The 16,988-nt window shown below is 66.1% G+C and carries 17 protein-coding genes, 1 tRNA gene and 1 pseudogene; 4 read left to right on the plus strand and 15 right to left on the minus strand.

Annotation, left to right across the window (positions count from 1 at the left end):
* The 3 genes from ACRDTL_RS02895 to cwsA all read right to left on the minus strand — a co-directional run.
* Positions 1-397: DDE-type integrase/transposase/recombinase (locus tag ACRDTL_RS02895; RefSeq protein WP_431505218.1), on the minus strand; the 397-nt coding region annotated here is incomplete at its 3' end.
* A 14-nt stretch (positions 398-411) separates the two neighbouring features.
* Positions 412-669: a helix-turn-helix domain-containing protein gene (locus ACRDTL_RS02900; protein WP_431505219.1), complete on the minus strand. Its 258-nt coding sequence runs from the start codon at positions 667-669 to the stop codon at positions 412-414.
* Positions 670-802: 133 nt separating this feature from the next.
* The gene (gene cwsA / locus ACRDTL_RS02905) at positions 803-1,228 is read right to left on the minus strand and encodes a cell wall synthesis protein CwsA (RefSeq protein ID WP_431505220.1); all 426 of its coding nucleotides are present in this window, start codon (positions 1,226-1,228) and stop codon (positions 803-805) included.
* Between the two features lie 108 nt (positions 1,229-1,336).
* Here cwsA and ACRDTL_RS02910 point away from each other — a divergent pair, with 108 nt between their 5' ends.
* Complete coding sequence (locus ACRDTL_RS02910) at positions 1,337-1,885, plus strand: peptidylprolyl isomerase (RefSeq protein WP_431505232.1); 549 nt, start codon at positions 1,337-1,339, stop codon at positions 1,883-1,885.
* Between the two features lie 5 nt (positions 1,886-1,890).
* Here the strand turns inward: ACRDTL_RS02910 and ACRDTL_RS02915 are convergent, their stop codons facing one another.
* Together ACRDTL_RS02915 and crgA are read right to left on the minus strand one after the other, a co-directional pair.
* Complete coding sequence (locus tag ACRDTL_RS02915; RefSeq protein ID WP_431505221.1) at positions 1,891-2,307, minus strand: PH domain-containing protein; 417 nt, start codon at positions 2,305-2,307, stop codon at positions 1,891-1,893.
* 154 nt (positions 2,308-2,461) lie between these two features.
* Entirely contained in the window at positions 2,462-2,743 is a 282-nt protein-coding gene (gene crgA, locus ACRDTL_RS02920) for a cell division protein CrgA (protein ID WP_431505233.1), read from the minus strand.
* A 109-nt stretch (positions 2,744-2,852) separates the two neighbouring features.
* On the opposite strand from crgA, the gene ACRDTL_RS02925 reads away from it, so the two are divergent.
* Together ACRDTL_RS02925 and ACRDTL_RS02930 are read left to right on the plus strand one after the other, a co-directional pair.
* On the plus strand, positions 2,853-3,623 hold the full coding sequence (locus ACRDTL_RS02925; protein WP_431505222.1) for a DUF881 domain-containing protein: 771 nt from the start codon (positions 2,853-2,855) through the stop codon (positions 3,621-3,623).
* Positions 3,624-3,662: 39 nt separating this feature from the next.
* Complete coding sequence (locus ACRDTL_RS02930; RefSeq protein ID WP_431505223.1) at positions 3,663-4,331, plus strand: aminodeoxychorismate/anthranilate synthase component II; 669 nt, start codon at positions 3,663-3,665, stop codon at positions 4,329-4,331.
* On the opposite strand, the gene pknB is transcribed toward ACRDTL_RS02930, so the two are convergent.
* The 7 genes from pknB to ACRDTL_RS02965 all read right to left on the minus strand — a co-directional run bounded on the left by pknB (position 4,309) and on the right by ACRDTL_RS02965 (position 13,956).
* A complete protein-coding gene (gene pknB, locus ACRDTL_RS02935) occupies positions 4,309-6,189 on the minus strand; it encodes a serine/threonine protein kinase PknB (protein ID WP_431505224.1) in 1,881 nt (626 codons plus the stop codon). The two genes, ACRDTL_RS02930 and pknB, sit on opposite strands and share 23 nt — an antisense overlap.
* Entirely contained in the window at positions 6,186-7,490 is a 1,305-nt protein-coding gene (locus ACRDTL_RS02940) for a serine/threonine-protein kinase (protein WP_431505225.1), read from the minus strand. The genes pknB and ACRDTL_RS02940 overlap by 4 nt, the downstream gene beginning before the upstream one ends.
* Positions 7,487-8,962: a D,D-transpeptidase PbpA gene (gene pbpA / locus ACRDTL_RS02945; RefSeq protein WP_431505226.1), complete on the minus strand. Its 1,476-nt coding sequence runs from the start codon at positions 8,960-8,962 to the stop codon at positions 7,487-7,489. The genes ACRDTL_RS02940 and pbpA overlap by 4 nt, the downstream gene beginning before the upstream one ends.
* The gene (locus tag ACRDTL_RS02950) at positions 8,959-10,377 is read right to left on the minus strand and encodes an FtsW/RodA/SpoVE family cell cycle protein (RefSeq protein WP_431505227.1); all 1,419 of its coding nucleotides are present in this window, start codon (positions 10,375-10,377) and stop codon (positions 8,959-8,961) included. Before ACRDTL_RS02950 ends, pbpA begins: the two co-directional genes overlap by 4 nt.
* Positions 10,374-11,813, minus strand: a complete 1,440-nt coding sequence (locus ACRDTL_RS02955) for a PP2C family protein-serine/threonine phosphatase (RefSeq protein ID WP_431505228.1) — start codon at positions 11,811-11,813, stop codon at positions 10,374-10,376. Before ACRDTL_RS02955 ends, ACRDTL_RS02950 begins: the two co-directional genes overlap by 4 nt.
* Positions 11,810-12,277: an FHA domain-containing protein FhaB/FipA gene (locus ACRDTL_RS02960; protein WP_431505229.1), complete on the minus strand. Its 468-nt coding sequence runs from the start codon at positions 12,275-12,277 to the stop codon at positions 11,810-11,812. Before ACRDTL_RS02960 ends, ACRDTL_RS02955 begins: the two co-directional genes overlap by 4 nt.
* Positions 12,278-12,390: 113 nt before the next feature.
* A complete protein-coding gene (locus ACRDTL_RS02965; RefSeq protein ID WP_431505234.1) occupies positions 12,391-13,956 on the minus strand; it encodes a DUF3662 and FHA domain-containing protein in 1,566 nt (521 codons plus the stop codon).
* 255 nt (positions 13,957-14,211) lie between these two features.
* Between ACRDTL_RS02965 and ACRDTL_RS02970 the strand changes: the two genes are divergently transcribed.
* Positions 14,212-14,294, plus strand: a tRNA-Leu gene (locus tag ACRDTL_RS02970).
* Positions 14,295-14,322: 28 nt separating this feature from the next.
* Here the strand turns inward: ACRDTL_RS02970 and ACRDTL_RS02975 are convergent.
* The 3 genes and pseudogenes from ACRDTL_RS02975 to ACRDTL_RS02985 form a co-directional block, all read right to left on the minus strand.
* Complete coding sequence (locus tag ACRDTL_RS02975) at positions 14,323-14,664, minus strand: GNAT family N-acetyltransferase (RefSeq protein WP_431505230.1); 342 nt, start codon at positions 14,662-14,664, stop codon at positions 14,323-14,325.
* Positions 14,661-15,657: pseudogene (locus ACRDTL_RS02980) on the minus strand (pirin family protein). The gene ACRDTL_RS02975 and the pseudogene ACRDTL_RS02980 overlap by 4 nt, the downstream one beginning before the upstream one ends.
* Positions 15,654-16,988, minus strand: a 1,335-nt coding sequence (locus ACRDTL_RS02985; protein ID WP_431505231.1) for an acyl-CoA dehydrogenase family protein, incomplete at its 5' end; no start/stop codon positions are given. The gene ACRDTL_RS02985 and the pseudogene ACRDTL_RS02980, both read right to left, overlap by 4 nt.

Here is a 16,988-nt window from a genome sequence, read left to right on the forward strand (position 1 = left end):
GGGTGGCGAGTAGGTACTCGAAGGCGTTGCGGCCGCCGGTGAACCGTGAGGTGTAGACCGAGCCGTTGTCGGTCAGCGTCGAGGCGGGCGGCCCGTAGGTGTTGACGTTGGCGGTGAAGGTGTTGACGACATCGTGGCCGGTGACGTGGGTGAAGGCGGTCAGCGAGAGCAGTAGCCGGGAGTGGTCGTCGAGCCAGTCGATGATCTCGACGTCGGTGCCGTCGGACAGTTGCCAGTGGGTGAAGTCGGACTGCCAGCATTCGTTGGGCTGATCGGCCTGGAAGCGGTGATAGGAGCTTTTGGGGCGCTTACGCGGCTGTGGGGTAATCAGGCCGTGGTGGTGCAGGATGCGCCGGATGGTTGAGGTCGACGGCACCGGCAGGCCTTGCTCAGCCAAGTGCCACTGCAACGTCAAGGGCCAGCGTCGAGGCCCTCGGCACTGAGTTGTTCGCGTAATCGCACGATCGCGATGATGACTTCATCGCCGACCGCGCGCGGGTTGCTGGCGGGACGCCGCGAGCGTGGATCGAGGGCCTCGAGGCCGCCGTCTCGGTAGCGGTCGAGCAGGCGGTAAATGTGTTGTCGAGAGATCCCGTAGATGTCGGCTGCGTCGGTGACGCTGAGGTGACCGCTGACGACTTCAAGAACGACTGCACGGGCTTTTGACATGAACCACGACTGTCACCTATGACGCGACTCATCGGCGGCCACCCCAGGTGTAACCCATCACCCGACTCATCTGTCACCTATGTCGTGAACTCAGACACCCCAGGCTCCACTCCACGGCGGCGCGACGACCGGGCTACAGGCGCTGCTGCACGTCGACGCTGGGCGGCCGCAGCGACGGCTCCGGGCGCGATGAGCGCCGGATGATCGAGAACGCGACCGCACCACCGGCGAGTGCCACCACAACGAATCCGGTAATCACCCACGGACGTCTGCTACGACGTTGGGAACGGCGCGCCTTTTGCAGCGCCTGCGGCAGACCGGCGACCGCCTCCTGTGCGGCGGCCAATTCGGTGGTGACCGTCTCCTGTGCAGCCTGCAGGTCAGCAGCCAGCCGGCCCTCCCGGTAGCGCCGACGCAGATCCGACACGCCTGCCCGCGCCGACTGAACGCCCAGTCCGACGAGGCCGCGGGTGACGTCCACAGGCCCCACCGCGGTAGACGCCAGGCCCTGGGTCAGGCGCTTCCGGGGACTCAACCGAGTTTCGATAGCTGTCGTCATCTGCTGCCCTTCTGCCGCGTTGCGTGGACTTCCCAGACTGCCACTATTGGGACGCCAGCGGGTCCGGTGAGCGGTATCGGCACCGGCCCGCCGGTGCGCGCTCCGGTGATGGCAGACTGTGATGCCGTGACTACCAGCCCCATTCAGACCGCGACTGCCACGCTGCACACCAACCGCGGTGATATCAAGATCGCTCTGTTCGGAAACCATGCTCCCAAGACCGTCGCGAACTTCGTGGGTCTGGCGCAGGGCACCAAGGAGTACTCGACCGAGAACGCGTCGGGCAGCACCTCCGGCCCGTTTTACGACGGCGCGGTGTTCCATCGGGTGATCAGCGGGTTCATGATCCAGGGCGGCGACCCGACGGGGACCGGGCGCGGCGGGCCGGGCTACAAGTTCGCCGACGAGTTCCACCCGGAGTTGCAGTTCGACAAGCCGTACCTGTTGGCGATGGCCAACGCCGGCCCGGGAACCAACGGGTCCCAGTTCTTCATCACCGTCGGCAAGACACCGCATCTGAACCGGCGGCACACCATCTTCGGTGAGGTGGTCGAGCCGGAGTCGCAGAAGGTCGTCGACGAGATCGCCCACACCGCTACCGACCACAGCGACCGGCCAGCCGAAGCCGTCGTCATCGAGTCGGTCACCATTTCCTGACTCGATCAGGCGCCGGCGTATCCGGCGGCGGTGAGCGCATCGAGCGCGTCGAGGGGGTCGGTGCCGAGATCCCAGCGGGAAAAGATCATCAGCCGGCCGTCGACCGCCTCCACCTCGAGCAAGCGCATCTTGCGGCCGATCCGGCGAAACTCGGTGATCCGGATGATCTTGATGTCGGAGCGGCGCAATAACTGCGTCCGCCACCATCCGCGTACCTGCAGGCCATCGCCGGTAATTGCCAGCTTTGGCCGGGCACGCCAGGATGCACTTGCAAACAAGATCAGACCAGCCGCAGCAATACCGGTCAGTAGCCGGCCCGGAGGATCTGTGACCAGGATCACAGAAGCGATAGCCATCACAACGCCAACGGCGCCACAACCAGCAATTCCGACGCTCGAAGGCGCCCACTCCGTTTGCTGCACGCTACTCCCGGGTAGTGCTACCACTGCCGATGCGGTTATCCACAGGTGCTATCCCCAATGGGGATGAATCACACGTGTGTGATTGTTAGACCGTAAGGTTGCCAGCACAGTAACCGCGATGACCCAAGATGAATTCATTAAGGCGCCGAGGTTTCTAGTGCCACCGCATCGTGAGCAACAAACCGCTGATCATGAAAGCAAAGGCAACCGCGTAGTTCCACGGGCCCAGCTCGGCCATCCAGTTCAGCACCGACGGCGCATCCGGGCCGGTGGCCGCCAGCTGAAACACCATCAGCCAGACCAAGCCGAACAGCATCAAGCCGACGAACAATGTGACGAACCACACGCTCGACGGCCCGACCTTGACCTTAACCGGAGTACGGCTCACCGTGCTGACGGTGAAATCGCTCTTCTTGCGGACCTTCGACTTCGGCATAGATACCTCGGAGATGCGGTGTTCAGGGCGTGCAACCATAGCGGTAGCCGCTACAAGCATTTGTTCGGCTACGAGATTAACCCACACCGCCGCCCGCCAAGGAGAGTCGATGGCCACACCGATCGCCCGGCGGGCCGCGTCCATCGCCCGGCGCGCGCCGTGGCGTGTCGGGGTGCCAGTGGTCTGCCTGCTGGCCGGGTTGCTGCTCGGCGCCACGCACGGGGTATCCGGTGGCGGGGAGATCCGGGGCAGCGACGCGCCGCGGCTGGTGGACCTGGTTCGGGATGCGCAGTCGTCGGTCGATCGTCTCGGCGCGCAGCGTGACAATTTGGCCGGCACGATCGATTCCACCCATGGCCGGTCCTCGGATACGGCGCTGATGGCGATGCTTCGGCGGAGTGCGGGGTTGGCCCGCGATGCCGGCCTGGATCCGGTACACGGGCCGGGCCTGGTAGTCACACTCACCGACGCCCAGCGCGACGCCAACGGCCGTTTCCCGCGCGACGCCTCCCCCGACGATTTGGTCGTGCACCAGCAGGACATCCAGGCCGTGCTCAACGCATTGTGGGGTGCCGGTGCCGAGGCGATTCAGATGCAGGACCAGCGCATCATCGCCACCTCGGCACCGCGTTGCGTGGGAAACACATTGCTGCTCAACGGACGTACCTACAGTCCGCCCTACATCATCGCCGCTATCGGTGACGCCGCGGCCATGCAGACCGCGCTGGCCGCCGCTCCCCTGGTGACTCTGTATAAGCAGTATGTGGTGCGTTTCGGCCTCGGCTACGCCGAACAAGTGGTACCTGATGTCCACATCGTCGGGCACACCGAGCCGGTGCGTATGCACTTTGCCGAGCCGGCCGGCCCGGTGAGCTACTGAGCCGAATCACTCCGGTCGGCCGGGCGGTAGCCTGTTGCGATGCGGGTCTTGGTCGTCGACAACTACGACAGCTTTGTGTTCAACCTGGTGCAGTACCTCGGGCAGCTCGGCGCCGAGGTTATGGTGTGGCGCAATGACGACGCCCGGTTGTCCGATGACGCGGCGGTCGCCACCGAATTCGACGGGGTGCTGCTGAGCCCCGGCCCGGGTACACCCGAACGCGCGGGGGCCTCGGTCAGCCTGGTTCGCGCCTGTGCGGCCGCGCGCACCCCGCTGTTCGGAGTATGCCTGGGGCACCAGGCCATCGGGGTCGCGTTCGGCGCCACCGTGGACCGCGCACCAGAACTTCTGCACGGCAAGACCAGCAGCGTATTCCACACGAATAGTGGTGTGCTACAGGGGCTTCCAGATCCATTCACCGCGACCCGGTATCACTCGTTGACGATCTTGCCGGAAACCTTGCCGACCGAACTGGAGGTGACCGCTCGCACCCGCGGCGGCGTGATCATGGGGGTGCGGCACATCGACGCGCCCATCCACGGGGTCCAATTCCACCCCGAGTCGATCCTCACCGAGGGCGGGCACCGGATGTTGGCCAATTGGCTGGCCTACTGTGGTCAGGCCCGCGACGACGCGTTGGTGAGCCGGCTGGAAGGTGAGGTTCTCGCTGCGGTGCGACCCGCTCTTACTGACCGAACTTCAGCGTGACGGCGCCGTCTTTGTTGACGCCCTGACCCGCTGCCGGGCTCTGGTACACAACCCGGTTGTGCGCGGAGCCGCCGGCGTCGACGTCGGCGCCTTTGACCAGTACGCCGGTCCAGCCCAGCGCACGCAGTTGCGGTTCGGCGTCGGTCCAGAACAGACCCGACAGATCAGGCATCACGAATTGATTGCCCTTGGACACTTGCAGTTCGATCACCGAGTCCACCGGCACCGTCGCATCCGTCGGTGGATTGGTTCCGACCACTTCGCCGGCTGGGCGGGGGCTGTCCACCGCTGCCTCGGTGAACTTGGTGAACCCGTAAACACCGAGGTTCTTCTGTGCGAGCTCAACGGTCTGTCCGGCGACGCTGGGGATCTGCTTCGTCGACGGCCCGGAGCCGACGATGACGTCGATCTGGTTGGTGATCGCCGAGGTCTGGTTGGCCGGCGGATTGGTTCCCACAACCCGGTCCTTCATTTCTGCGGTCGACGGCGAAGCCACCTGCCGGAAACGGCCGAACCCGGCGGCCTTCAACTTCTTTACGGCGGCCGCGTAGCTCAGTGAGGACACGTCGGGCACCTCGCGCTGCTCGGGACCGGTCGACACGTTGAGGGTGATCTGGTCACCGGCACCCACCGAGGCGTTGGCTTCGGGGTCGGTGCCGATGACGTGGTCGGGTGGCACCGTCGAGTCCGGCTTCTGCTGGGTGCGGGTCTTGAAGCCACGGTTCTGCAGCATCGCGATCGCGTCGGCGGACACCTGTCCCCGAACGTCCGGCACCTGCACATTGCGCATCCCGCCGCCGAACGTGTTGATGGCGATCGTGACAATCACGGTCAGCACTGCCAGCACGGCGACCGCGATGAGCCAGCGGCCCACCGAACCGGGGTTGCGGGCCCGGCCGAACTCCAGTTCCTGGCGGGGCAGCGGGTCGGTGTGGGTGCCCCCCGAGTCGCTCGAATGCGAAGACGCCATCAGCGAGGTCCGCTCGGCGGCCGTGAGCACCTTGGGCGCCTCGGGTTGCTCGCCGTTGTGCACCCGGACCAAATCGGTGCGCATCTCCGCGGCGGTCTGATAGCGGTTTTCCGGGTTCTTGGCCAGCGCCTTGAGTACGACGGCGTCGAGCTCGGGGGAAATGTCGTCGTGTCGTTGCGACGGTGGAACGGGATCCTCGCGGACATGCTGGTAAGCCACCGCGACCGGTGAGTCACCGACGAAAGGTGCTTCGCCGGTGAGGATTTCGTAAAGAACACAGCCCAGCGAATAGACGTCGGAGCGAGCGTCGACGCTGTCGCCGCGGGCCTGCTCGGGAGACAGGTATTGCGCGGTCCCGATCACCGCTGCCGTTTGGGTGACGCTGTTACCGCTGTCGGCGATCGCTCGCGCGATACCGAAATCCATCACCTTGACCGCGTTGGTGGTGCTGATCATGATGTTTGCCGGCTTGACATCACGGTGGATGATGCCGTGCTGGTGAGAAAAGTGCAGCGCCTGGCACACGTCGGCGATGACCTCGATCGCCCGCTTGGCCGGCATTGGACCCTCGGTGTGCACGATGTCACGCAACGTGACGCCGTTGACGTATTCCATCACGATGTAGGGCAGCGGTCCGGCGTCGGTCTCGGCCTCGCCGGTGTCGTATACCGCGACGATCGCCGGGTGGTTCAGCGCGGCGGCGTTCTGCGCTTCACGGCGGAAGCGCAGATAAAAGCTGGGGTCGCGGGCCAGGTCGGCGCGCAGCACCTTGACCGCCACGTCACGGTGTAGCCGGACGTCCCGGGCCAGGTGCACCTCCGACATACCGCCGAAGCCGAGGATTTCCCCCAGTTCGTAACGATCGGACAGGTGTTGCGGGGTGGTCATTGCCATTTCTCGTGTCGGGCCAGCGACGCGTGGTAGGGGTGCGTCGGCGCGACAGCCCAACGAAATTGGGGCTGCCGACTTAGCTGTCCAGGATTACCCGTGACCCCGCGATCCGTCCAATTGGACGGCTGTGCTGGCGCTAAGCCCACCGCGGTGGACGTGGGAGTGCCGGTATCGGTGACAGTGGGGGGCTGACCGGTGTCGCCGTGGGAGTTGATGACGATCAGCACCGCGATGATGATCGCCAGCGCGCCCAGCACACCGGCTGCCCACAGCAGTGCACGCTGCCCCGACGAGAAGGTGCGTTGCGGGGGCGGCGGGCGGTGACCGCCCGTCGCGGGTCGGGACCGGCGGGCCACCGGCGCCCGGCCGGTGGCAGGGGCCGCTGCTCTGGTGTGGGCGCCCGAGGGAATGGCCGCCGGAGCGGCCCGACCGCCACCCCCGGCCTGGTTCGGGCGAGGAGGGCGGCGGCCTGCGCGGACCGCGGCCACAGCGTCGGCGAACGGCCCGCCGCTGCGGTACCGCATGCCGGGATTCTTGACCAGGGTGATCTCGATGAGTTCACGCACATTGGGCGGCAGATCGGCGGGCAGCGGCGGCGGGGGCTCTTTGATGTGCTTCATCGCGACCGTGAGTGCGCCGTCACCGGTGAACGGCCGTTTACCCGACAAGGATTCGTACCCGACGACTCCCAACGAGTAGACGTCGCACGCCGGGGTCGCATCGTGACCGAGGGCCTGCTCGGGCGCGATGTATTGCGCGGTTCCCATCACCATGCCGGTCTGGGTCACCGGCGCGGCGTCGACGGCCTTGGCGATACCGAAGTCGGTGATCTTCACCTGGCCGGTGGGCGTGATCAGGATGTTGCCGGGTTTGACGTCGCGGTGCACCAGACCGGCGGCGTGCGCGACCTGCAGTGCGCGGCCGGTCTGTTCGAGCAGGTCCAGCGCGTGGCGTAGCGAGAGCTTGCCGGTGCGCTTGATTACGGAGTTGAGCGGCTCACCGTTGACCAGCTCCATCACCAGGTAGGCGGTCCGGCCCTCGCCGTTCATCTGGGTTTCGCCATAGTCGTGAACGCTGGCGATCCCCGGGTGGTTGAGCATCGCGGTGGTGCGCGCCTCGGCCCGGAACCGTTCGATGAACTCGGAGTCCTGGGAGAACTCCTGTTTGAGCACCTTGATCGCGACCCGGCGACCCAGGCGGTTGTCTATCGCCTCCCACACCTGGCCCATGCCGCCGGTGGCGATGAGGCGCTGCAGCCGATACCGGCCGGACAGCGTCACACCTACTCGCGGGCTCATGGTCCTCCCTGCAGCGCCGCGTCGACCACGGCGCGCCCGATTGGCGCAGCGAGCGCGCCACCGGTTGCGGACACCCGGTCGGCACCATCCTCCACCAGAACCGCAACGGCCACCTTGGCGGTTTCCGCCGGCGCGAAGGCGATGTACCACGCGTGCGGTGGAGTGTTGCGCGGGTCGGTGCCGTGCTCTGCGGTACCGGTCTTAGATGCGATCTGCACGCCGGGGATGGCCCCTTTCTGCTGTGTGAGTTTCTCGGCGCCGACCATCAGCTCTGTCAGCTTAGCCGCGACCTGCGGTGACACCGCCCGACGCTGTTCACGCGGGGCAGTGGTGCCGATGTTAGCGAGGTCGGGCCCCTTGAGGCTTTCGACCAGGTAGGGCTGCATGGTCACCCCGTTGTTGGCGATGGTTGCCGCCACGATCGCGTTTTCCAGCGGTGTCAGCGCGACATCCTTCTGGCCGATACTCGACATCCCCACCGCGGCATCGTCCGTGATTGCGCCGACCGTGGATTCGGCGACCTGTAGCGGAATCGGGTCGGGAGTGGTGTCGAGCCCGAACGACTGCGCGGTGCTGCGCAGCGCATCGGCGCCGGTCAAGATACCCAACTGGACGAACGCGGTGTTACAGGATCGCGCGAAGGCTTCGCGCAACGACACCGTCTGCCGGCCGCCGCACGGGGCACCACCGTAGTTCTCCAGCGTGGCGGTGCTGTCGGGCAGCAGGAACGTCGGCGCCGCGGTCAGCTGCTCGTCCTCGGTGGCTCCGGCCTGCAGCGCGGCGGCCGTGGTAATCACTTTGAACGTCGAACCAGGCGGATAGGTCTCGGCGATGGCGCGGTTGGTCAACGGCGAGGCGGGATCGTCGCGGAGCTGCTGCCAGGCCCGCGACTGCGCGCCGGCATCGTGTGACGCCAACAGGTTGGGGTCGTAGGACGGCGACGACACCAGCGCCAGGATCTTGCCGGTGGCCGGTTCCAGGGCGACCACGGCGCCTTTGCACGGTCCGTCGCAGCCCCGCTGCAGCGCCTCCCAGGCGGCCTGTTGGACGTGCGGGTTGATGGTGGTGTCGACGTTGCCGCCGCGGGGATCGCGACCGGTGAAGAAATCGGCCAACCGGCGACCGAACAGACGCTGGTCGGAGCCGTTGAGCAGGGGATCTTCGGCACGTTCCAGGCCTGCGCTGGAGTAGCGCAGCGAATAGAAGCCGGTCACCGGCGCGTACATCGCGGGATCGGGATACACCCGTAGAAAGTGGAACCGAGTGTCGGTCGCCACCGAGTAGGCCAGCAGTTGGCCGCCCGCGGTGATCTGGCCGCGCTGACGGGAGTACTCATCGAGCAGGACCCGCTGATTACGAGGATCGGCGCGCAGCCCGTCGGCGGTGAACACTTGGGTGAGCGTGGCATTGAACAGCAGCAACACGATCAACGCCATCACAGTCACTGAGATCCGGCGCAAAGAGGCGTTCATACCCGCTCTATCACCTCAGTGCCGACGACCGCGATCGACGATGTGTTGCGTGACCGGGTGCGCAATGGACGGCGGGCAGCGTGCGAGACACGCACCAGAATCGCCAGCAACACATAGTTGGCCAACAGCGACGAACCGCCGTAGGACATCCAGGGTGTGGTGAGCCCGGTCAGCGGGATCAACTCGGTGACACCACCGACGACGACGAACAATTGGATGGCCAGCGTCGACGCCAGCCCGGCGGCCAGCAGTTTACCGAAGCTGTCACGTACCGCGATCGCCGTGCGCATGCCGCGGATGATGACGATGGTGTAGAGCATCAGCAAGCCGGCCAACCCGACCAGTCCGAGCTCCTCGCCGAACGCGGCGACGATGAAATCGGTGGACGCCGCCGGCACGGTGTCCGGTTGACCGTTACCCAGCCCGGTACCGAAAACGCCGCCGGTGGCAAAGCTGAACAACGACTGCACCATCTGGTAGCCGCTGCCTTCCGGATCGGCGAATGGGTCCAGCCAGGTCTGCACGCGAATCCGGACGTGGTCGAACGCGTAGTACGCCGCAACGCTTCCCAACGCGAACAACGCCATTCCGATGACCACCCAGCTAAACCGCTGGGTGGCAAGGTAAACCACCACCAGGAACGACGCGTAGAGCAGCAGCGAGGTCCCCAGGTCCTTCTCGAAGACCATGACGCCGACCGAGATCACCCAGGCCGCAAGCAGCGGCGCCAGGTCTCGCGGACGGGGCAGGTCCGTGCCCAGCACATGTTTGCCGGCGCTGGTGAACAAGCCGCGTTTCGCGATCAGCACGGCCGAAAAGAAGACCAACAGCAGAATTTTGGAGAATTCGGCAGGCTGAATTGAGAAGCCGAACAACCGAACCCAGATTTTGGCGCCATTCTGCTCGGCCATGTTCGACGGTAGTAGTGCCGGAATCGCCAGCATCACCAAGCCGGCCAGCCCGCAGACGTAGCCGTAGCGAGCGAGTTGTCGATGGTCCTTCAACGACCTCAGCACGATTGCGAATGCGGCTACGCCCAGCAGCGTCCATAACATCTGCTGGTTCGCGCTGGGAGTAGAACTGCCGCCAGCGTTGCCGGAGACGCCATCAGCCAGGTCGAGCCGATGGATCATCACCAGGCCCAGACCGTTGAGCAACGCCACCACCGGCAGCAGCAGTGGATCCGCGTAGGGGGCATAGCGCCGGATGGCCAGGTGCGCACCCGTGAAAAGCGCCAGGAAGGCTGCGGCGTAAGTTATTAGATCCCAACGCAATCCGCGGTCCTGGTTGGCTTCCACGATGACGAATGCTGCCGCGGTGATCACGCCGGCGAAGCACAGCAGCAGCAGTTCGGCATTGCGCCGGTTCGGCAGCGGGGGTGTGACCGCGACCGGCGGCTGCAGCTGTGTCGTCATGCGACCGTCCGGCAGTCGATTCCTGGCTCGGGTGGTGACGGGGGGTGCGCGGTCGCAGAGGGCGCGGTGGTCGTTGCCGAGGGACCCACCGGGGATTCTTCGGGGGTGGACGGGGTGGTCGTCGGGGTCTGCGGGCTTCGAGTGGGTGGCGACGTGGCGCGCGGCGGTGGGCAGGGCGGCAACAGCGAACTCGCCGACAATTTACGAAGCTGGTTGACGGCCTCCTCGAGGCTCCCGGCCGGCAGCCCCGCTGCGACCTGTGCACGCTCGGAAGGACGCAGGTCGGACAGTTTCATCGGACGACAGTTGAGGTTGGTTTTAGGCTGGCTGTACTTGATCACCGACAGCTCACCGCGGCTATTGAGGCAACCCTGTGAATAGGGTTTGTGCAGGGGAATCCCGAAAATCGACCCCTGAACGCCGCGCATGATCGACACGGTGTCGGTGTAGCCGCTGACGTAGTAGTTGCTGTAGATGACTGTGCGGCCGATGGCCATCCCCGCGAGCACCAGCAGCACTACCAGTGCGACGCCGATCGCCATCCGGCGCCGCGACCGGCGAGGCCGGATAAATGTGTCTACTTGCGGCAGAACGCGTTTGACGACACTTTTGCGGGGATTGATGGCCGAAGCGCGGGCCGCAGCAGTGTTGGCGCGGGTCGTTTGGTCGCCGTCGTCACCGGACACGGCTCCCGCGATGATCGGTTGGGTCGGGCCGTAGTCGTAGTCGATGACGTCGGCGACCACCACCGTCACGTTGTCGGGCCCGCCGCCGCGCAGGGCCAGTTCGATGAGCCGGTCGGCGCTGTCGGTGACGTCGGGTACTTTCAGTGCCTCAAGGATGGTTTCGTCGCTGACCGGGTCGGAGAGTCCATCTGAGCACAGCAGATACCGGTCACCGGTGTGCACCTCACGCATGGTCAAGGTGGGCTCGACCTCGTGACCGGTCAGTGCCCGCATGATCAGCGAGCGCTGCGGGTGGCTGTGCGCCTCTTCTCGGGTGATCCGCCCTTCGTCCACCAGGGTTTGGACGAAGGTGTCATCTTTGGTGATCTGCGTCAGTTCCCCGTCGCGGAGCAGATAGCCGCGTGAATCACCGATGTGCACCAGCCCAAGACGGTTGCCCGCGAACAGGATCGCGGTGAGCGTGGTGCCCATGCCCTCGAGGTCGGGCTCCAACTCCACGTGCTCGGCGATGGCCGAATTGCCGGCGCGCACCGCCGCGTCGAGCCTGGCGAGTAGATCACCTCCGGGTTCGTCGTCGTCGAGGTGGGCCAACGCGGCGATCACCAGTTGAGAGGCGACCTCGCCGGCGGCGTGGCCGCCCATGCCATCGGCCAGGGCCAGCAGCCGTGCGCCGGCATATACCGAATCTTCGTTGTTGGAGCGCACCAGGCCGACATCGCTGCGAGCCGCATAACGCATAGCCAGGGTCACGGGCGCAACTCGATTACCGTTTTGCCGACACGAACCGGCGTGCCGATCGGAACCCGTAGCGCTGTCGTCACCTTCGCCCTGTCAAGGTAGGTACCGTTGGTCGATCCTAGATCCTCGACGTACCATTCCGAGCCCCGCTGGGATAGCCGAGCGTGCCGCGTCGAGGCGTAGTCATCGGTGAGGACCACGGTGGAGTCGTCCGCGCGCCCGATCAGCACCGGCTGGGCGCTCAACGTGATGCGCGCTCCGATCAGCGCTCCCTCGGTAACCACCAGATAGCGTGCGGCATGTCGACGTTGCCGCGAGGGCAGCAAGGTGCCGCGTAACGCCAAACCGCGGCGCACCATCACAGCGCCGGTCGGCGCGTAGATGTCGGTCCGCAGGATCCGCAGCACCGACCAGACGAACAGCCACAACAGCATCAAGAATCCGGCACGCGTCAGCTGCAGTACGAGTCCCTGCATCTGGCGTCCTCTCCGTCCTGCCGCCCGCGACACCGAGCACATCAGCAACGTCACGATACTTGGACGGCGCTCGACGCGGGGTGAAGCTGAACAGCTGCGCCGGGCTATGAGCCTCAGTGGATGTGGACGACGATCTCGGAATGGCCGAGTCGGATCACGTCGCCGTCGGCCAACTGCCACTCCTGGACCGGCGCGTTGTTGACGGTGGTGCCGTTAGTGGAGTTGAGGTCGGAAAGCAGCGCGACCTGGCCATCCCAGCGGATTTCCAGGTGACGACGCGACACGCCGGTGTCCGGCAGCCGGAACTGGGCGTCCTGTCCACGACCCACGATGTTGGTGCCCTGCTGCAACTGGTAGGTCCGGCCACTGCCGTCGTCGAGCTGCAAGGTGACGGTGGTGCCGGACGACGAGTAACCGCCGGGCCCGTAGCCGCCGGCCGGCTGACCGTAGTCGTAGTCCTGACCCGCCGGCTCGCCGTACCCACCGCCGTACCCGCCGCCGGGTGGGGCGTACGCCCCGCCGCCGGGAGGAGCGTCGGCATACCGGCCGTAGTCGGGCTGACCGTAGTCTTGCGACCCGTATCCTGGCCCGCCCTGGTAGCCCTGGTCGTAGCCGCCCTGGTCGGGATAGGACGCCGGCTGCGCCGGTGGTCCGTAGCCGGTTTCGTCGGGACGACCCGGGCCGCGACCGTAGTCACTGTAATTGTCGTAGCCCTGGCCGCCGGGTTGGCCGTAGTCGCCACCCTGGCGGTAACCCTGGTCGTATCCCTGGCCACCGCCGTAGCCGCCCGAGGGGGGCTGTTCGTATGGCGGGTAGCCGCCTTGGCCTTGGTAGCCGCCTTGGTCCGGGTAGCCGCGCTGGTCTTGGTAGCCGCCTTGGTCGGGGTAGCCGCCCTGCTCGGGCTGCCTGGGCGGGTAGCCGCCCTGCTCGGGCTGCCTGGGCGGGTAGCCGCGCTGGTCTTGGTAGCCGCCTTGGCCTTGGTAGCCGCGCTGGTCTGGGTAGCCGCCTTGGCCTTGGTAGCCGCCCTGCTCGGGCTGCCTGGGCGGGTAGCCGCCCTGGTCTTGGTAGCCACCCGGCTCCGGCGGATAGGGACCGCGCGGATCCTGGCCGCCGCCGCCCGGATCGTCTTGGGGACGTCCGTAGCGGTCATCGTCGTAATCGTCACCGGGCCGCCCCTGCCCTTGGGCGCCGCCGTAGCTCGAATTCTCAGTCATCGGTCGTACTCCTGGTTCTGCGCTGAACGCATGATCTGATTGTGCTGGGGCGAAATCGCTAGCTGTCGGGCGGGGCTCCACATCGGGGTTGACAGCGCCGCGGGTGCGGAACTGGCCGGTATGCAGGTTCGACGTTTGCTCGAACCGGACGACCACATCACCATACGTTTGCCACCCCTGTTCACCGATATATCCCGCTAAATGCCTAGCGAAAGCGTCCGACGTGAGATCCGGGGCGGCGCCCACTTTCTCGTAGTCGTGTACACCGAGGGTAATGACGTATTCATTCGGAGCCAAAATGTGATTGCCCGGAAGCGGGCGAACACCCTCCGCTGCTTCTCGGCGCAGCATGGCTGCTAGTTCTTGCGGGACGATCGACCCGCCGAAGACCCGGGCAAAAGCGTCCCCGACGGTGGACTCGAGTTTGCGCTCGATGCGTTGAACTAGCCCCTTCCGGCTGCCTATGTCCAACGCTCGCCTCACTGGTTGTCATATACCTGCCCAGGGTCCGACCTTCCCACGTGTCGCATCACCCATCTTCCTCGTCAGTATGGTATCGGGCCGCCACAGCGCAGCGGCACCGTCGGAACTCTGAGAATCGCATCAACGCAGGTAAAACGGTATGAGTTGGCTGCTGTCCGGTGGTGAGCAGCCTCGCGGGGGCACCGATACGGTTGGGGTGCTCGACTACTACAGTGATAGGCTCCACCGGTTGTTTTAGGGCGAGTGGCGGAATGGCAGACGCGCTGGCTTCAGGTGCCAGTGTCCTTCGGGACGTGGGGGTTCAAGTCCCCCTTCGCCCACCGACCCCTTCGCCCGCCGTGTCGACGGCTAATCCGTCGGCAGGTTCTGCGCCCAACGCTCGATCTTCGGCGTGACCGGGTCGGTGATGGCGTTGAACTCCGGATGTTTCTCCAGCACTCCAGCCACCATCTGACACACCGCGACGACACGTTTGCCGTCGGCGCGGGTGGCCTCGAGCGCTTCGCGCACCAAGATCGTCGCCAAGCCGCGTCCGCCGAACTGGTCGTCGATCTCGGTGTGGTAGAAAACCCGCTGGCTATCGCGGTCGGCGACGGCGGTATGTCCGACCGTCTTGCCGTCGACTGCGATGCTGTATTTGCCGTCGGCGGCGCTGACGGTGGTTGGTGCGCCGGTCTTGTCGGTGGTCATGACATCTCCTCTTTCTCTCGGTTGGGCCGCGGACGCGGCCGCAGCGGGGTGGTCGGTAACAGGGGCGCGGGTAACCGGGCGGGGGAGCCGCGGTAACCCTCGACGACACCGAAGCGCTCGTCGGCGGCCTCCCACAGCCGGCGGTAGCCGACGATGTCATCATGGCTGCGCCCGACGAAGTTCCACCACATCAGCACCTGCTCAGTGAACGGGGCACGGCCCAGCAGCAGCGCCCGCGCTGGCTGGTCGCTACGGTTGTCGAGCTGCAGCGACGAGCTTCCGGGGCCCTGGTAGCCGAGGTCGGCCAGGTCCAGCGTGACACCGGCCATACTCAACACGCCGCGGTCGCACAGCACGCCGTGTTCGAACGCCGGGTCGATGTCGAGCACCACCCGGGCACCGGCGTCCAGGTCCAGCTGGGCGCCCAGCAGGAGAGTGAAGGTGTGTGCCGGTGAGCGGGCGCCGGCCACTGCGCCCAGGAACACCCGGACGACGGCGCCGGGCAACCAGACGGGCTGGGGTACATAGTGGGCGAAGTCGCGTCGGGTGTCACGGTCGGAGTCCGGCAACGCCACCCACAACTGCGCGCCGTGCAGCATCGGGGAGACGTCCTGATTGATCGACACCTCCGAATGACAGATGCCGGCGCCGGCGGTCATCAGGTTCAGCTCACCGGGCCGCACCAGGGCATGCACCCCGGCGCTGTCGCGGTGTTCGATTTCGCCGCTGAACAACCAGCTGACGGTCTGCAGCCCGGTATGCGGATGCGGCGGCACGTCCATGCCGGTGGAGCGGCGCACATCGTGCGGCCCGTAGTGGTCGGCGAAGCACCACGCGCCGATCAGTGAGCGTTGCCGCTGCGGCAGGGTGCGGCGAACCAGCATTGCCCGCGGTCCGCCCAGCGGCACCTCGCGGGGATGCAATATTTCGCCACCGGGCGAGTTGTCCGGCGGTGCAGGCGATTTCGGTGGGGGCGGCCTCCAGGTTGCTCATCGTGGTGGTCGCAGCGCCTTCATCGCGATTCGCATGACCGGCTCGGGGATGCGGTCTTTCATGGCCAGCGCGGCGCTGGATACCTGGGAACGCAGTGGGGTACCGCGACCGAACATGCGGTTCAACGGGCCACCGGACGGCTCGATCTCGAAATGCAACGGCATAGCGCCCTCCGAGGCGCCCAGCGCCTGGGAGATGACGATCCGCTGAATCTCGCTGGTGCCCTCGAAAATCGTGTAGAGCTTGGCATCTCGATACCACTTCTCCACCGGGTGGTCGGTGATGTAGCCCCAACCGCCCAACGTCTGGATCGCGCGTTCGGTGGCCCTGACCGCGACCTCGCTGGCGGCCAGCTTCGACATCGAGCCCTCACCGCGGTCGAACGGGATATTGTTGGCCGCCATCCAGGAGGCCCGCCAGGTCAGTAGCCGCGCGGCGTCGATCTGGGTGGCGAGTTCGGCCAGCGGAAACGCGATGCCCTGGTTGTCGATGATCGGCCCGCCAAACGCTTCGCGCCGGGTGGCGTAGGTGGTGGCGTATTCGAGCGCGGCGCGCGCGATGCCGATGGCCTGGGCGGCGACCATCGGTCGGGTCTGTTCGAAGGTGCCCAACGTCGCCGATCCGGACCGTTGACCACTGGCGACGGCTTCGCGGGCCTTGGCGAGTTTGTGTTCCAGCTTTTCTTGTCCGCCCAGTAGGTTCGCCTCCGGGACGCGGACCCCGTCGAGCCGCAACTCGGCGGTATGGGAGGCTCGACAGCCCAGCTTGTCGAGTTTACGCACCAGCTCGAGTCCGGGTGTGCCGCCCGGAACGATGAACAACGCCTGCCCGCGGTGGCCCAACTCCTCGTCGACGACGGCGTTGACCACGTGCACGTTGGCGATGCCGCCGTTGCCGATCCACATCTTGTGACCGTCGATGACCCAGTCGCTGCCGTCGCGTCGGGCCCGGGTCCGCAGATTCCGCACGTCGCTGCCGCCCTCGGGTTCCGAGATCGCCAGCGCGGCGAGTTTGAGGTCACCCGGTGTTCCGAAACATTCCGGCGCCCACTGGAGCATTTGTTCCGGCGAGGCGGCCTGGCCGATGGCTGACAGTGCCAGCGCCGGCATCACAATCGCCAAACCGATTCCGGCGCAACCCCAGAACAGTTCCTCCATGAAGATCGGCAGGGACAGGCCGGTCGGATCGCCGATCAGGTCCCGGTAGAACAACGGGCTATAAAAACCACGCTGGGCCGCCTCCTCGAGCACCGGCCACGGGAATTCCTGGCGCTGGTCGTAATCGAGCGCGACGGGCCGTATCACCGACTCGGCGAACTCGTGTGTGCGCTG

It is taken from the genome of Mycobacterium sp. (genome assembly GCF_050700595.1).
Classification (GTDB): Bacteria; Actinomycetota; Actinomycetes; order Mycobacteriales; family Mycobacteriaceae; genus Mycobacterium.

What these genes read in the sequence shown, in the direction of transcription:
- ACRDTL_RS02900 (WP_431505219.1), bottom strand. Translation starts at nt 669, where the DNA reads ATGTCAAAAGCCCGTGCAGTCGTTCTTGAAGTCGTCAGCGGTCACCTC.
- cwsA (WP_431505220.1), bottom strand. Translation starts at nt 1,228, where the DNA reads ATGACGACAGCTATCGAAACTCGGTTGAGTCCCCGGAAGCGCCTGACC.
- ACRDTL_RS02910 (WP_431505232.1), top strand. Translation starts at nt 1,337, where the DNA reads ATGGCAGACTGTGATGCCGTGACTACCAGCCCCATTCAGACCGCGACT.
- crgA (WP_431505233.1), bottom strand. Translation starts at nt 2,743, where the DNA reads ATGCCGAAGTCGAAGGTCCGCAAGAAGAGCGATTTCACCGTCAGCACG.
- ACRDTL_RS02925 (WP_431505222.1), top strand. Translation starts at nt 2,853, where the DNA reads ATGGCCACACCGATCGCCCGGCGGGCCGCGTCCATCGCCCGGCGCGCG.
- ACRDTL_RS02930 (WP_431505223.1), top strand. Translation starts at nt 3,663, where the DNA reads ATGCGGGTCTTGGTCGTCGACAACTACGACAGCTTTGTGTTCAACCTG.
- pknB (WP_431505224.1), bottom strand. Translation starts at nt 6,189, where the DNA reads ATGACCACCCCGCAACACCTGTCCGATCGTTACGAACTGGGGGAAATC.
- ACRDTL_RS02940 (WP_431505225.1), bottom strand. Translation starts at nt 7,490, where the DNA reads ATGAGCCCGCGAGTAGGTGTGACGCTGTCCGGCCGGTATCGGCTGCAG.
- pbpA (WP_431505226.1), bottom strand. Translation starts at nt 8,962, where the DNA reads ATGAACGCCTCTTTGCGCCGGATCTCAGTGACTGTGATGGCGTTGATC.
- ACRDTL_RS02950 (WP_431505227.1), bottom strand. Translation starts at nt 10,377, where the DNA reads ATGACGACACAGCTGCAGCCGCCGGTCGCGGTCACACCCCCGCTGCCG.
- ACRDTL_RS02960 (WP_431505229.1), bottom strand. Translation starts at nt 12,277, where the DNA reads ATGCAGGGACTCGTACTGCAGCTGACGCGTGCCGGATTCTTGATGCTG.
- ACRDTL_RS02975 (WP_431505230.1), bottom strand. Translation starts at nt 14,664, where the DNA reads ATGACCACCGACAAGACCGGCGCACCAACCACCGTCAGCGCCGCCGAC.